This window comes from Paenibacillus sp. FSL R10-2788, assembly GCF_038003885.1.
GTDB classification, from domain to species: Bacteria; Bacillota; Bacilli; order Paenibacillales; family Paenibacillaceae; genus Paenibacillus_AQ; species Paenibacillus_AQ odorifer.
Genome location: NZ_JBBOQA010000001.1, coordinates 112,580 through 128,034, shown reverse-complemented (window position 1 = coordinate 128,034; position 15,455 = coordinate 112,580). Strand labels below are relative to the sequence as shown.

Annotated in this window: 13 protein-coding genes and 2 riboswitches; of the genes, 8 read left to right on the top strand and 5 right to left on the bottom strand. The window is 46.0% G+C overall.

Annotated elements, in window-relative coordinates; all coding sequences use genetic code 11:
- Positions 1–209 precede the first annotated feature (209 nt).
- Positions 210–758 (bottom strand): DNA-directed RNA polymerase subunit delta, encoded by a 549-nt coding sequence (gene rpoE / locus NSQ50_RS00595; protein WP_036679939.1) that lies wholly within the window; start codon positions 756–758, stop codon positions 210–212.
- Between the two features lie 460 nt (positions 759–1,218).
- On the opposite strand from rpoE, the gene NSQ50_RS00590 reads away from it, so the two are divergent.
- Complete coding sequence (locus NSQ50_RS00590) at positions 1,219–2,385, top strand: S8 family peptidase (RefSeq protein ID WP_076225178.1); 1,167 nt, start codon at positions 1,219–1,221, stop codon at positions 2,383–2,385.
- Between the two features lie 127 nt (positions 2,386–2,512).
- Here NSQ50_RS00590 and argS read toward each other — a convergent pair whose 3' ends face one another.
- The 3 genes from argS to NSQ50_RS00575 all read right to left on the bottom strand — a co-directional run bounded on the left by argS (position 2,513) and on the right by NSQ50_RS00575 (position 6,452).
- Entirely contained in the window at positions 2,513–4,198 is a 1,686-nt protein-coding gene (gene argS, locus NSQ50_RS00585) for an arginine--tRNA ligase (RefSeq protein ID WP_036679944.1), read from the bottom strand.
- On the bottom strand, positions 4,195–4,638 hold the full coding sequence (locus NSQ50_RS00580; RefSeq protein ID WP_076225177.1) for a DUF1934 domain-containing protein: 444 nt from the start codon (positions 4,636–4,638) through the stop codon (positions 4,195–4,197). The genes argS and NSQ50_RS00580 overlap by 4 nt, the downstream gene beginning before the upstream one ends.
- 629 nt (positions 4,639–5,267) lie before the next feature.
- Entirely contained in the window at positions 5,268–6,452 is a 1,185-nt protein-coding gene (locus tag NSQ50_RS00575) for a hypothetical protein (RefSeq protein WP_076225176.1), read from the bottom strand.
- 181 nt (positions 6,453–6,633) lie between these two features.
- Between NSQ50_RS00575 and NSQ50_RS00570 the strand changes: the two genes are divergently transcribed.
- Both NSQ50_RS00570 and NSQ50_RS00565 read left to right on the top strand, forming a co-directional pair.
- Complete coding sequence (locus NSQ50_RS00570) at positions 6,634–8,700, top strand: transglycosylase domain-containing protein (RefSeq protein WP_076225175.1); 2,067 nt, start codon at positions 6,634–6,636, stop codon at positions 8,698–8,700.
- Between the two features lie 205 nt (positions 8,701–8,905).
- The gene (locus NSQ50_RS00565) at positions 8,906–9,379 is read left to right on the top strand and encodes an AbrB/MazE/SpoVT family DNA-binding domain-containing protein (protein WP_038568063.1); all 474 of its coding nucleotides are present in this window, start codon (positions 8,906–8,908) and stop codon (positions 9,377–9,379) included.
- A gap of 77 nt (positions 9,380–9,456) precedes the next feature.
- On the opposite strand, the gene NSQ50_RS00560 is transcribed toward NSQ50_RS00565, so the two are convergent.
- Positions 9,457–9,963, bottom strand: a complete 507-nt coding sequence (locus NSQ50_RS00560) for a YwhD family protein (RefSeq protein ID WP_036679953.1) — start codon at positions 9,961–9,963, stop codon at positions 9,457–9,459.
- Between the two features lie 103 nt (positions 9,964–10,066).
- Between NSQ50_RS00560 and NSQ50_RS00555 the strand changes: the two genes are divergently transcribed.
- The 5 genes from NSQ50_RS00555 to NSQ50_RS00535 all read left to right on the top strand — a co-directional run bounded on the left by NSQ50_RS00555 (position 10,067) and on the right by NSQ50_RS00535 (position 15,434).
- Positions 10,067–12,073, top strand: coding sequence for a M1 family metallopeptidase (locus NSQ50_RS00555; RefSeq protein WP_076225174.1), 2,007 nt, complete (start codon positions 10,067–10,069; stop codon positions 12,071–12,073).
- An 11-nt stretch (positions 12,074–12,084) separates the two neighbouring features.
- Entirely contained in the window at positions 12,085–12,915 is an 831-nt protein-coding gene (locus NSQ50_RS00550) for a hypothetical protein (RefSeq protein ID WP_076225181.1), read from the top strand.
- A 218-nt stretch (positions 12,916–13,133) separates the two neighbouring features.
- A riboswitch (cyclic di-AMP (ydaO/yuaA leader) is annotated at positions 13,134–13,272 on the top strand.
- A gap of 57 nt (positions 13,273–13,329) precedes the next feature.
- A complete protein-coding gene (locus NSQ50_RS00545) occupies positions 13,330–13,758 on the top strand; it encodes a C40 family peptidase (RefSeq protein ID WP_076130394.1) in 429 nt (142 codons plus the stop codon).
- 361 nt (positions 13,759–14,119) lie between these two features.
- Positions 14,120–14,262, top strand: a riboswitch (cyclic di-AMP (ydaO/yuaA leader).
- Between the two features lie 5 nt (positions 14,263–14,267).
- Positions 14,268–14,759 (top strand): C40 family peptidase, encoded by a 492-nt coding sequence (locus NSQ50_RS00540; protein WP_036679958.1) that lies wholly within the window; start codon positions 14,268–14,270, stop codon positions 14,757–14,759.
- A gap of 189 nt (positions 14,760–14,948) precedes the next feature.
- Entirely contained in the window at positions 14,949–15,434 is a 486-nt protein-coding gene (locus NSQ50_RS00535; protein ID WP_076138618.1) for a GNAT family N-acetyltransferase, read from the top strand.
- The last annotated feature ends 21 nt before the right edge of the window (positions 15,435–15,455 follow it).

The window sequence follows — 15,455 nt, the reverse complement described above, 5'->3', positions numbered from 1 at the left end:
TAAACCGTCATCCCTCAAATTCCATTAATCTACAGCTACTTTGCATCTAAAAAAACAAAAAAGTGACACCCGTAGAACCGGGGCACTTTTTATTTTAGAAAACACGTTTATTAACTTACATGATAAGCCCATGCAATAGTTTACTCTGACGATCCCCCACTGTCAAGGGAGGAATTATGCCACAGACAAGACTCTTCTGATTATTGATCTTACTTGTCATCCTCGGAATCTTCATCGTCGCCATCTTCTGCATCGTCTTCGTCCGTATCGTCTTCGTCTATGTCATCTTCATCGATCACGACATCTTCGTCGACTTCTTCTTCGCTGTCGTCGTCAGAATAGAGGTCGTCGCGATCTTCATCGATAGCGTCGAAATCCTCTTCTTCAGCTGTGTAGTTTTCTTCTTCATCAGCAAAATCGTCATCTTCCAAATCATCGTCTTCATCGTTGATGATGCGCACCCGTTTAGTGTTACCAACCGGATCATCGGAGCGCTCAAGAGGATACCAGCGTTTCAGTCCCCAAAGGTTGGTTCCGACACAGGCAAAACGCCCGTCAATGTTAATCTCGGTATATAACTGGGCAATAGTATCTTGGCTTTCTTGATCGGTCATGCCGCGTAACTTGGCTACCTCGACCATCAGATCACGGTAATAATACGGTGTATTGGCTGCTTTAAGCACCAGAAAGGCAAGATCCACCATTGGCATTTCTTTAACTTTCTCAGGGTCTAGCTTTAAATTGAGTGGCGTACTCACTAAAGGACACTTCCTCTCACGCATTGTTCACATTACGGTTTATTTCAATAATATCCATTAACAAAACTAAGTAAAACCTATTTAACAACAAAATGCAAGTCAAATGCAAGAACCGCCCAACAGAAAAAGCCTCCTGCTTATTATCCATACAGGAAACCTGTCTTCATCAAGAAGAGTTGATATGTAATTGTAGCAAGGGTCGCCGCACCCAAAGTTTTTAGAAATGGGATTTAAAAAGGCGGAGGAAGACCTCCGCGCATGACTGTATCCACGCCAAGGATCGGCTCCTTACGGGATGTTACAAAGAGAGTTTTAATCTCTTCTGTTTATTTTATGTAAAGCGCCGTCTTTTGACACGCTGGGCAGCCCATTTCCTTAAAAAAGGGCAAGTTCCCATTCGGACCCCTCCCTCCGCTCATACAATATGGCAGCAGGGCACCGAGGAGGGACAGCGAAACCTATGGACTATTACAAATTTTGGAACATGCTTCTTGAAGAAATATCGGTTGCCCCCAAAAATGGTGAGCGGCGTATTCTTACCTTCAACGATCCCCGCCAGTATGCCGGAGCTTTCTCCCAATGGAAGGCTCTAAAAGCAAAGCAGCCCGAGCTGCGGCAAGTACAGGTATCTCCGCTGATTCGGGCCTTCTTCGTGCCCGCTGCCGCCGGAAAGCTGATGAACCGATTTGCAGACCTTCTAAATATCGAAGACGATCTGCAAATCCAAATCCATTCCATAGCTAACGAAAAAAGCGGAATCGCAGCGCTCCCTTGGGGGGTGAAAGCGATTCATGCTCCTCAGGCATGGTCTAAATCAACCGGAGTTCACGTCAAAATCGGCGTCATTGACACCGGCGCGGATTACCGTCATCCCGATCTGAAGCATTCATTAGCCACTGGAGTCAACCTACTACACCGCGGAATGCTGCCGCTGGATGATAATGGGCACGGAACTCATATCGCCGGAACCTTAGCGGCAGCAGGGGGGAATCGCGGAATGATGGGAGTGGCGCCGCGGGCGCTGCTATATCCAGTCAAGGCCTTTGATCATAGTGGATCAGCCTATGTGTCCGATATTGTGCTAGGTATTGATTGGTGTGTGCAGAACCGAATCGACGTCATTAATATGAGCTTTGGAATGAAGACTAGAAGCAAGGCGCTCCACAATGTGGTTATAAAAGCGTATCGGGCCGGAATCGCCGTCATTGCCTCCTCTGGGAATGACGGCAAACGTGGCGGGGACTATCCCGCACGTTATCCCGAGACGATAGCCGTGGGCGCCATCGATAAAAGACACCGGGTTGCCGGCTTCAGCAATCGCGGTTCATATATCGATGTATACGCGCCCGGCGAAGGCGTGCCCTCCTGCTGGCTGAAGGAGGGCTACAAAGAAATGAGCGGCACCTCCATGGCGACCTCGCATGTCACGGGAGCCGCCGCACTGCTGCTCGCACTGCGACCGGGCCTCACGCCAAGGGAGCTGAAGCTGCTCTTGCGCCGCACCGCGTCCCCGGTGCGGCTACGTAAGGGGCAGCGCCGCGCATCCCTAGGCGGCGGCTCTGCCGATGCCCTACGCCTGCTGAGAGCAGGAGTAAGGGCGAAGCGTTCGGTCTCCGCGAACGTGTAGACCCCGCCCGGGCACCGGGTGGGTCACTCTGACGTGAGCGCAGCTGATGCCGGTGCGAAGAACGGCAGCAAAGAAAAATCCGCCCCCAGGAAACCGGAAGGCGGATTTTTTGTCGTTTGCTGTTGATTTACATGCGATCCGGTGCAGAAACTCCGACAAGACGCAGTACATTGGCAATAGTAGTACGCGTTGCGCCAAGCAGTGCAAGACGCGCCACGGTTTGAGCAGCATCCTCAGTAATTACACGTTCAGCTTTGTAATAACTGTGGAACATCGCAGCCAGCTCATATACATAACGGATGAGGCGATGTGGAGCATAACCTTCAGCCGCAACAGCGATTTCTGCCGGGAGCTCACCAATTTTGCGCAGCAGGTCATATTCATGCACTGCTGTCAGCTTGGAGAAGTCAATTTCAGCGTAATCAGGGATAGAAATCCCTTGCTCCTCTGCCTGACGGAAAATACTGCAAATACGCGCATGCGCATATTGAACATAGAATACAGGATTTTCATTAGAAGTAGAGATCGCCAAATCCATATCGAAATCAAGATGAGAATCCATGCTGCGCATGGTGAAGAAATAACGAATCGCATCGATTCCTACTTCCTCCATCAAATCTTCCATCGTAACCGCTTTGCCGGTACGTTTGGACATTTTGACCTTTTCACCATTCTGGAACAGGCTGACCATCTGAGCAATCAGAACCACTAACTTCTCAGGATCATTGCCAAGTGCTGACATTGCCGCCTTCATCCGCGGAATATAACCATGGTGATCAGCGCCCCAAATGTTAATCATTTTATCGTAACCGCGGCCATACTTATCGCTGTGATAAGCAATATCCGGGGTAAGGTAGGTATATGTGCCATCATTTTTGATCAAGACACGGTCTTTATCATCGCCGTATTTTGTCGTTTGCAGCCAGGTTGCCCCATCTTGCTCATACACTTCTCCACGATCACGGAGCTCGTCCAGCGAGCGCAGTACTTCTCCGTTCTCATACAGCGAGGTTTCACTGAACCAGATATCGAAATTTACACGGAAAAGACCTAGATCACGCTTGATTTTATCCAACTCTTTATTAAGTCCATAGGTCCGGAAAAAAGCAGCGCGCTCACTAGGGCTCATCTCGAGCAAGGTATCGCCCTTTTCTGCCACAAGCTCCTTCGCAAAACCCTTAATATCCTCACCATGGTAACCATCTTCCGGCATTTCTGCCTCTTGTCCCAGCTCCTGAAGGTATCTGGTTTCAATGGATTTACACAGATTAGCCACTTGGTTACCGGCATCATTAATATAATATTCCCGGGTCACTTCATAACCTGCATAATCAAGCACATTACACAGCGCATCACCGACAGCAGCACCACGGGCATGCCCTAAATGTAGGCTACCTGTTGGATTGGCACTGACGAACTCCATTTCAACCTTCTGACCTTGACCCAGATTAATACGGCCATAGTCATCCCCCTGCTCAGCAACAAGGCTGATGATTGGGTACAGGTAGTTCTTAGACAGGGTAAAGTTAATAAAGCCTGGTCCTGCAATCTCCGCTTTCTCAATAGAAGCTCGGCTCGTATCCAAATGCTCAATAATAGCTTCAGCAATCTGGCGTGGATTACGTTTAGCAATTTTGGTCAGCTGCATAGCAGCGTTCGTAGCCAAATCACCATGCGCCTTATCTCTTGGCACTTCAAGTACAATATCCGGAACCTCTTCCGGTGCAACCAGCCCAGCATTCACAATCGCATCGGCGATGGCTTCTTTTACCCGTTCATTTACAAGCTCTAACGGATTCTTACTATGTGTCATAATTTCGGTTCCTCCTGTATATGCAAACTAATAGCGAACTTTCCTGTCAATTCCTCGTAAACGTACAAATCATATTCCCAGGCAACCGTTAAAGAACGCCCTTCGCGCACAACTTCCAGCTTGTTTGTTTCCGTAGAAAGATTGAACTGCGTATATGGCGAGCGGTAGAATCCTGGCAGACGCCGTCCAGCTTCAAAGCTCTGCTCCGACTGAATCGCGCCATGGCGAATTAGCTTCAGTTGATTGCCTGCAATCTTTATCGTTGTACGAACAGAAACTTCCTCTCCGCGAGGACCCTGCTCTAATTCTTCATATTGAATATATAGATGCGGTCCTTTGGATGTTACTTCTCCATTCGCTTTCATAACATTTCGCTGACCATCTTGAAGGCTCACGAGCGTAATAGAGACATCATATTTGTCAGACTGTATTTCAGGCATCACACGTTCCTCCATTCTGCAAGCCTCTGCATTCTGCATAAGAAAAACGTCTACTGGCAAAGCTTAAACATTTTTATATTAATCAAAGGCCTATTTCGCTTTCCCATTGTACACTATAATCCAGTTCAAAGAAGCATTTCAATACAGAATCAAGCATATCTTCATAAGCACATAAAATATTACCATATTGATGATTAAAAGCACACTTTGAACGTCCATTCTCTATGTATATCATTTACTTCGATAATATTTGCACCTACCAAGCACCTATCGGACATAAATGACCCTATGTGCAGTATAATTCCATATTTGGTGCGATAACGGACTTCATAGTCGCTATTAGCCTAAAAAACAACCCATGTGAACCTCTTTCTAGGGAATAGTGTTACTGGAGTCCGAAACTCTATCCCAAAGGCCGAAAATTTGCAAATAACGTCATCTGGGTCCGTAACCCTCCGAGGATGAGGGATCTGATAAGGCCACTGATAAGGGTACTATTGAAGCAAGCAAAGATACCAACGACAAAAATACAGAGCAGCGATTCTCCAAGTATCCGGAGAATCGCTGCTCTGCTGTCTATTTGCGATTTTTGCAATACATCGGACCCTTATATTTTTTATTGAAGAGAATTATTGGGTCATCACTTTCAAAGAAAACCTGCGTTCCCATGAAGCTCCGCCGTCTTTGGTCACATATAAGGAAGAGTAATCAAGCTCACGGATGGCGAGCCAGCCCTCTTTATTACTAGTGAAGGAGATTACCCCGTCATAACCAGCGAGCCCCGGAAGATTAGTCCATTGCTTACCGCCGTTATAAGAGCGTCCAACTGCCACTTTCTCTGCTGCTGGGGAAAACCCCACTAAAAAGGATGTGCTGTTTCCTACAAGCTGCAGGTTCCCGGGTTTGCCAGCGGCTGGCCCTTTATTGAATTCAGCCTTGCCGCTGCCTGGCGCAGGTCCCCCGCCCGCAGTTTCCTGAGCGATCACACGATTCCAACTTTTCCCCCTGTTCGCACTTTCGTACAGCGAGTAGGAGGTCTGACTCATCCCCGTACCGCCATAGAGCACTACAGCGACCTGATCTCCCTTAGCGGAGATTTGTCCAAACTCGGGCTCGGCAAAAGCCGCCTTCAGTGAAAGGCTCCAAGTTCCCCCTCCATCTGTGGTCTTCATTACCCGATATCCGCTTCCGGGCACGATTACAACCGCCCAGCCGGTATTCCGGTCACTAAAATAAGCGCCTCGTGTATTGGGTGGGGTGGAAATCTTACTCCAGCTCAGCCCCCCGTCTTTGGTGTAATACGTTGCGGCTCTCTCATAAGCAAAACCTTTCTTACTATCGATAAAATTTATTCTTTCAAAGCTGACGGCATTGTTCGAAAGTCTCTTCCACTCCGAGCCACCGTTAGAAGTACCAATTAAATATTGAGCCTGCCCCTCCTTTACAGAAGCAAGAGCAAAGCCATGTACATTATCGGGAAAATCGAATTGTTTGAAGCTCCATTGGCCTTGATAGATCTCTTGAAAATGGCAACCTCCGTCAGAGGTACCAATCATAAATCCATTACCTGCTGCCCGTCCGGTATTCCCATTCAAAAACTGAACATCAGAAAAGCTTAGCGGTGTAGATACATCACCTGAATGCTTGTTTTGCAGGGCCTGTAGCAAGCCGTGATCTCCCGTGCCGCAAGTCGCTGGTGCTGGTGTAGCCGCAGCATGTACAGAAGTTACAGGTGCACTCCAGCCTGAAACCATAATAAGCGTCGCCGAGAGGGCGGTTATTGTCGTCTTATGAATCCTTTTCGTCCATTTCATGATGACACCTCCTAATATGTATATACCCTTACTCACAATCCCTACTCTGTTATACCGCCAGAGAGGATACCCTATCTACCTTAAACAATCACAAAATAGAAACAATTTGTTACCCTCCATATCCCTAATGAATATCCTTCCAGATCCTTCCCCATAATATGAGAGAAAGGAGTCTGGTGCCATGACACGCGAATCAACGAATCCACCGAAACGAAAAAGCCGCTTCCGGCGTTTATTTCGGCTGCTGGCAGCCTTGATCATATTATTTGTATTAACCACCGGAGCTCTGCTCGGTTATCTATATCAAAAAGATCTTCCACCGATTAGCGATGATGTGCGCTCCAAGCTGTTTGACTCCCGGGGCAATGTTCTTGCCACCTTTACCTCAGACGGCCGCAGCCGCGAACCGGTCAAATTAAGTCAAATTTCTCCCCTGCTCATTGAAGCTACACTAGCAGTCGAGGATCGTAAATTTTATGAGCATTCCGGATTTGATCTGAAAGGGATGGCACGAGCTGTTCTTGTCAATCTGGAAGAGGGGAACCGGTCGCAGGGTGCTAGTACACTAACTCAACAGCTCGCACGTAACCTCTACCTATCCCATGAAAAAACGTGGACGCGCAAGGCTAAAGAAGCTGTCTATACGATGCAGCTGGAGATGAAATACAGCAAAGATGAAATCCTGAACATGTATTTAAATAATATCTACTATGGCCACGGTGCTTACGGCATTGAAGCAGCCTCACGGATGTATTTTGGGAAATCTGCAGCGGATTTAGACCTGGCAGAGAGTACCATGCTGGCTGGAATTCCAAAGGGACCTACCTATTATTCACCATACAACCACATGGACAATGCTAAAAAGCGCCAGAGAATCATCCTGACCGTCATGGCGAATTTAGGTAATATCACTCAGGAAGAAGCGGGACAAGCCGTCCAAGAGAACTTAAACTTCAAGCCGCAAGGGCAAAAGGATACGCTTGTAGCTGCGCCTTATTTCCGGGATTATATCCGCAATTTGGCTATAGAATCGCTCCACATCAGTAATGATGAGCTGGAGCAAGGCGGACTAAATGTCTATACCACCCTAGACCCTGACATGCAGCATGCCGCAGAAAATGCCGTTGACAAAGAGATGGATCAAACTAGTGATCTGGAGACTGCGCTTGTATCCATCGATCCTCGCACCGGTTACATCAAAGCAATGGTCGGCGGAAAAAATTATCGTACCAACCAGTACAATCATGCTTTGGCCACCACACGCCAGCCGGGTTCTTCCTTTAAACCGATTATGTACTTGGCCGCACTCTCATCCAAAGAGATGACAGGACTTTCGGTCTTCAATAGTCAGCCAACGATGTTTCATTATGATAACAACCGCAAAACGTATCAGCCCCGAAACTTTGGAGATAAGTATCTGGGTGAAATTAATATGCGGCAAGCTATCGCAGCATCCGACAATATCTATGCTGTTAATACAATTATGAAGATCGGCGCGGATAAAGTAAGCGAAATGGCTGCGAAGATGGGCATTGACAGTCCACTTCAAAGCGTACCTTCACTGGCCCTAGGCACTTCACCGATCAGTCCGCTTGAAATGGCTGCGGCTTTCGCTGTAATTGGAAACAGCGGTCAGAAAATGCCGACCACAGCCATTCTAAAAATAACCGATTCAAATGGCATGGTCCTGTATGAAGCACCTCAACCCAAAGGAGTAACCGTCGTAGAACCTTCAGCTGCCTATGTACTGACTCGTTTAATGGAGGGGGTATTCGAGACTGGGGGGACGGGCAATCGTGTGGCTTCCATAATCAAACGTCCGGTAGCCGGCAAGACCGGTACTACGGATACAGATGGCTGGATGGTAGGTTTCACCCCGGAGCTATCAACGGCAGTCTGGGTTGGGTACGACAAGGGGCGCGACATCGCAACTACCGACGGACGGCGTGCAGCTCCTATTTTCGCCCAATTTACTGAAAAAGCGCTGGAAAATGTCCCTCCAAAAATTTTCCCCATTCCAGATGGAGTGGTCAGCGTATACGTCAATCCGCAATCCGGTAAACTTGCTACAGCAGCATGTCCCGACAAAGAACTGGAAACCTTTATTAGTGGAACTGAGCCCACCGAATACTGCGAACTGCATGGAACTGGCTCCGCTCCTGCTGTCGATGACACACAAAGCAAGGTAGATCCTGCTGAAGAGAATCGTTCCCTATGGAAGAACATTAAACGCTGGTGGTTGAATTAGCTCCTTCATTTATATTGAAGGGGTTTTTCTTTTTTTATAAGTTATATATTGTAGTAACAACAGGATTTCCAAATTCAAATATCACTTATCACATAAGGGATGTAACCGTTTTATTTATTATGCTTACCCCATTCTCTTAACTCTCAATTACTGCTATAATAGTTATTAGAAACCAAAATATAATGATGTAAATGAGGGACATGGGATGAAGGATACAGGCATGATCCGGAGTTTAGACAGTCTTGGGAGAATTGTGGTTCCCGCAGAAATCCGTATGACGCGTAATATCGACATTGGTGATCCTATCGAATTTTTTGTTTTAGACGAAAAAATCATCGTCCTTAGGAAGTACACCTCGACAGAGTGTACATTTTGCAGAAGCCACGACCATGTCACCTACTATAAAGAGCAGTTTATTTGTAGCAGCTGTCTAAAAGAAATCGTCGATCCTGAACGCATGTCTCAATTGCCAGAGTCACGTGAGGATTTTGTTGTTGAGGCACCTGAGCACAACACCAGCATCCGAAAGTCGAAGACAGAGGAAATGTGCCAACGTCTGGAACAAGCTATTGAAGATCATCCCTATGCCAACCAAAAAGAACTTGCAGAAATCCTCGGGATTAGCCAAGCCAGAGTGAGTCAGCTCAAACGCAAGCTTAGCAGCACAAGCAAATCATAAATTAAAAAGCTTCGACGCTCCTATTTCCGGAGGTCGAAGCTTTTTCTATATCGGATAACCCTTCTGGAGGCCCTATACTATTCAGTCAGTGCAGCTTTAAGCTCATCTGAGGATGCATTCCACCATGCTTCATTATGAGAGATCAGAAGGGATTTGAGCGCCGACTTCTCAATGGCTCCAAGCCCTGCCACATCGATCTTGCGTTTAAGAGCTGCATCCAGCTTATTGACATGCTCGGCAAGAATTTTCCATCCGCGGCGCGCTTCTGTATCAATCCACATTTCACAGGCTGTGATTCCACCATAAAATTGAGCTTCCAATGTACGGTCTACCGCTACCCATACCACCCAAACCTGTCTTCCATTCGGTACATCTTCACGATTCATGGAAAATTTAATTCCTTTTTCCACTTTGCTCTTGGCATGCATGGCACCGATATCAATAACCGCCACATCACCATCAATAATGACAGGTGAAACGTTGTTGAGATCTATAGAGCCTGCTCCAAAGCCTTTATGTTTACTTTTAGCGTTCACAATATTTAAGGCAATCTGTTTCTTGCCCTCCGGTTGTATGTTGTCCACGAGTGCACACCCTTCCTCTTACGAATAATTTAATTTTAGCTAATAATGCGGCGATTGCAAACATATACATCCCGTAGATGCTTGTCACGGGAGGAATCACACTATGAAGTCACTGTCATTAAAGTACATCATCTTTGCGACCCTGGCCATCCTCGCGCTGCTGGGAGGAGGAATATGGGCCTTTTCAGGGGATAGCTCTACAGCTTCTGTTACTAGCTTTGCTTCAAAAGAGGCCAAGTCCTCCAGCGGCACAGCGCCTGCAGCCGTACCACAGCAGGTATTGCCTGAGAGCGCGCCCGTCCCGGCAGAGGAGGCTTTAAGCCAGCGGGTAGTCGAGTATCACATTGATGTCCAGCTTGTTCCTGACACAGAAACCTTAAAAGCTTCTGAGACAGTAACCTGGACACACCCCGGAGTAAAGCCAGTAAGTGATTTATATTTTCACATGTATCCAAATGCATTTGCCTCATCAGATACCACCTTTATGAAGGAATCCGGGGGGACGCTCAGAGGCGACAGCATGCCTGAGAACGGCTTCGGAAATATGACGCTGACCGATCTGCGCACGACAGAAGGAACTTCGCTAATGCAAAGAGTGCAATATGTCCAACCTGATGACGGCAATATCAACGATAAGACGCTCCTAAAGGTACATCTTCCTCAGCCTGTTAATGGTGGGGAAAGTGTAACACTTAAGCTTCAGTATGAAGTCCAGCTGCCCAAAATCTTTGCTCGCATGGGTGCTTCAGGTAACTTCGTTATGGCTGGGCAATGGTTTCCTAAGCTTAGTGTATACGAGCCTAAGGGCACACGCGGAGTTAAAGAAGAAGGCTGGGACCTGCATCAGTATCACGGGACTTCTGAGTTTTACAGTGATTTTGGCATCTTTAATGTAACGATTGCCGTTCCTTCCAACTATACGGTGGCAGCGACCGGATTTCCTGTAAAAAATGCCAAGCTCAAACAAGATCAGAAAATATATCAGTTCTACGCCGATGATGTCCACGATTTCGCTTGGGCCGCATCCCCTGATTTTACAGTAGCAGAGGAAGCTTTCTCTACGCCGGAGGTGCCTGGAGTACGAATTAAGGTGTATCTCGACCCTCTGCACAAGGACTTACAAGAGCGTTACCTTCAAGCTGCCAAGGCTGCCCTGACCTACTTCAGCAAATGGTATGGCCCTTATCCCTACTCTACGCTGTCTATTATCGTCCCACCTAAGGAGGGAAACGGCGCGGGAGGAATGGAATATCCTACCCTTATTACAGCCTTTGGGGCCGCAGATTCTTCTCCAGATACCTCACTTGAAAGAACCGTCATTCATGAGATCGGCCATCAATACTTCTACGGTATGGTAGCCAGCAATGAATTCGAGGAGGCCTGGCTGGATGAAAGCTTTACTTCCTATGCCGAAGACAGACTTATGGAACAAGAATACGGTATCAAGTCTAATTTGCCTTTACAGGCCAGCCTGGTGACTATACCTGAGCCGTTAAATCTGGAAACGTGGAAATATGCAGGGGCTGATTCCTATAGCCGAAATGTTTATATCCGCGGCAAGCTTGTACTTAAAGATATCGAACGCCAGGTAGGTACCAAAGCAATGAACAACATCATGTCCTCCTACGCTCGTAAGTTCCGTTTCCAGCATCCCGCTACGTCAGATTTTCAGAAAGTCGTTGAGAAGGTAACCAAAAAATCATGGCAGGCCTATTTCGATGACTATATTTATGGTGATGGTGCGCCTGACTTCTCAGTAGATACGATTACTTTTAAAAAAAATAACAGCGGCGATGCTCAAAGCTACGAATCATTAGTGAAGATTTCAAACAAAGGGAGCCATTACGTTGATGTTCCCGTGAAATTCACATTCGCCGACAGCTCTTCGGTGCAGCGGGTCTGGAACGGTGATGGAGCAGAGACTACGTTTCAATTGTTAAGCGATAAGCCTCTTCTCTCTGCTGAGATTGACCCTGAGCAATCCATCTTATTGGAGAGCAAACATTTAAACAACTTTAGGCTGGCGGAAATAGAGCCCAAGACGCTCTCTCGCTGGACGTTAAGTGTAACTAAACTACTTGAAACCGTGCTCGGAACTCTTGTCTGGTGAGGTGAATGATTGTGAGAACATCGATAACCCGCGGCTGGCAAAGCATGAAGGAGCAATTTTATATTTTAATTCTGCTCTTCATCTACCGACTGCTCTGGGGCTACTTTATGTATGGTTTCATCCGATCTGCTATTATTCCAATTCTACTGCGCTATCCAGATAAAGACGCTGGCGGCAGCGGTATGGGCAGACTGTTGTATTATATCGAGGGACAGTTCAGCTTGAATACTGACCCTGCGATACGCACTTGGTTATGGATGCTTCTAGGACTTGTTGTCTTACGACTTCTGCTTTCTCCTTTCATAAGGGCAGGATTGCTGCATGAGCTGCACCAGGAGCGAAATGGCGAGCGCGGGCTGTTCTTTTTCCCCGGCATGAAGATCTATGGACTACCTGTCTTAGTCTTTAGCCTAATCGAATGGGTGATGACCCTGCTGCCGCTTTACTGGCTTGCTCCCAAAATGTACGGGCTGTTCTTATCCTCTTTGTTTAACTACACTTTGTTACTTCATTTAGTACCATACGTATTGGCATGGCTTATATATATTTTTATCGTGCGCCTGTTTCTTCTATATATGCAGTTTGGTTACACCGGCGGTACAGGAATGTTCTCCTCACTGTTCATCTGCTTGCGGTCACTGATTCCTGCTATAGGTGTTTCCATTGTACTTGGTGCGGGAGGCTTGCTCTTATTGCTAGTGTGCGGACTGACGGGTCTGTTCTGTCCCGGCCTGCCGGCACTTATAATACGGCAAATCTCACCACTACCTTCTACGCTCTTAAAAATGTGGGGAATTTCTGCACAATATCATCTATGGCGTAACAAAGCATTTCCACAATAAATTAACCTTATTTGACATAATAAAAAGGTCCCAATTCCTGTATTCAGGAGCTGGGACTTTTTCTCATTACGGATAACTTAAGAGTATTTGCAAAATCGTAAAAGCTCTGTTACAATAAGTCCTGTGCTATTAGTAACAATTTTGTAATCAATTGAAACGATTCCTACATAACTAAATGTATTTATCGTAAGTGTAACTGTCGAAACGTCATTCTCTTGGTGCTTAACACGCCTAATTCCTTTGCACCGGGAAGTGGGGGAACCATATTTTGGGTGAATTGATCTCGCTTTACAGGGATCATAGGGAATCTTCTACCGAACCCTTAAGCTAACCTCGCAGGCCTTGGAAGGAGTACATCTTTTGAAAAGACATAATTTAAGAAAAAAATGCGTCGCTGCGGCGCTAGGACTTGTAATGGCATTATCTATTGGTGGAGGAAGCGCCTTTGCTGACTCTAAGATGGACACTGTAATCTCAAAGACTATTGGAGTTGCCTATAAAACCGGAGGTACAAGCACTGCCGGATTTGATTGCTCTGGATTTACAAAATATGTATTTAAGAATGTGGGTCTTACTTTACCTCGTACATCAAAAGCTCAATATAGCGTTGGAACTGCTGTATCCAAAAGCAATCTGCGTTCTGGTGATCTAGTGTTCTTTAACACACTTGGCAATGGAGTATCCCATGTCGGCATTTATGTTGGAAACGGAAAATTCGCACAATCGTCCTCTTCGCGTGGAGTGACCATCACTTCACTCAGTCAGGCCTACTGGGCCAATCGTTATGTTGGCGCTAAAAGAGTAATGAGTACTTCAGCTTATCAAGCTGTAGCCTTCGATTGAAACCTTCCTCACAACTATAACCTCATAATTACAACTATATGAACCTGAATCTGATTATGCCCGTAATCAAATTCGGGTTTTTCTTTTTCCATAATATATTTTTACACTATTAGAGCCCGATTGAAACACGTTTATTTGATAAAAATTGCAATTATATTAAAAATTAGGTCATTATTAACGCTTACATATGCCTTTCTACCGTAAAAATGCCAATTTTTCTGCATTAATATGTTAAAAACGATTGCCAAGCGGCTTTCTGTTTGTTACAATTAGCGCAGTGAGATTTTAGTAACATTTTTGTAATCATTAAGTTGTTATTTACAAAGGTTTTGTCATGTATTGATTACAAGCTAATCCTAATCAACAGTATGAGCCGAGTTTCCTAACTATTAGGAAAACGGGGGAACCAACTTTGGGTGAATTGACCTCCATTATATAGAGGGGTCATAGGGGACCTTCAACCGAACCCTTAAGCTAACCTCGTAGGCATTTGGAAGGGGTATACACTTTTGAAGAAGAAGTTAGCAGCAGCAGTACTAAGCTTTTCCATCATCCTCACCATCGGAGCAGGAAGCGCTTTCGCAGATTCCAAAATGGATAAAGTGATTGACAAGGCCATCGGTACTAAATACGTATCCGGCGGTATATCCACTAACGGATTTGATTGCTCCGGATTTACAATGTATGTGTTTGATAAGATTGGCATTAACCTTCCACACCAATCAGGTTCCCAATATCAAATGGGCACAGCAATCTCCCGTGATGATATAAGAGCCGGAGATCTTGTATTCTTCAATACAAGTGGCAAAGGTGTCTCCCATGTCGGCATTTATGTCGGTGAAGGTAAGTTCGCACACGCTTCTACCTCACGCGGTGTTACGATTAGCTCTCTGAGTGATAGCTACTACGTGAAACGCTACGTTGGTGCTAAGCGCATTATGAGCACAGACGCTTACCAATCGGTTGCTGCTGAATCGGAAGACAATGATGATGTTCAATAAGTAACGTACATAGGCTCTTTTCCAAGGTAACTCTTGGAGGAGAGCTTGTTTTTTTGTCTTATTACTTATTTACCCCTCTCATAATTTGTAAAACATTCCTCTCATATAAAGTTTCTGAGTCGAACCTCCCCCATTTTGTATATAATTAGTAATATAGCAATGTCCTCGTGAAAGGAGATCGTTGACTTTATGATAAATCCCTCGGTAACTTTTCATGTAGTTCCTATGGAGGCAATTCACGGAGAAGCTATTTGTAAGTGGAGCTATACGCCTCCATATAATATTTATGGCTGGATGCCGTGGGAGCAGATGCAGGCTCTTGGCATCGAGTTTGGTGATCCGCAGCTCCGGGAGGAACAATATATCTCCATATTAAATGAACAAGAGGTTTTGTGCGGATTCGCACAGTTGTTCCCGATGGAAGGAGTCGTTCGTTTAGGAGTTGGGATGCGCCCCGATCTATGCGGCCATGGTTTAGGCAAACTATTCGTAGATGCAATCGTCCAGACAGCCTTGAATCGTTATCCTGATCGTGAGATAGATCTAGAAGTCCTGACCTGGAACCAACGCGCCATTCGAACTTATCAAAAATGTGGATTTACGATTACAGATACGTATGAACGCCGCACACCTACAGGAGACAAACCTTTTTATTGCATGGTCTATGACAAATGATATTAAATACCATATATTTCA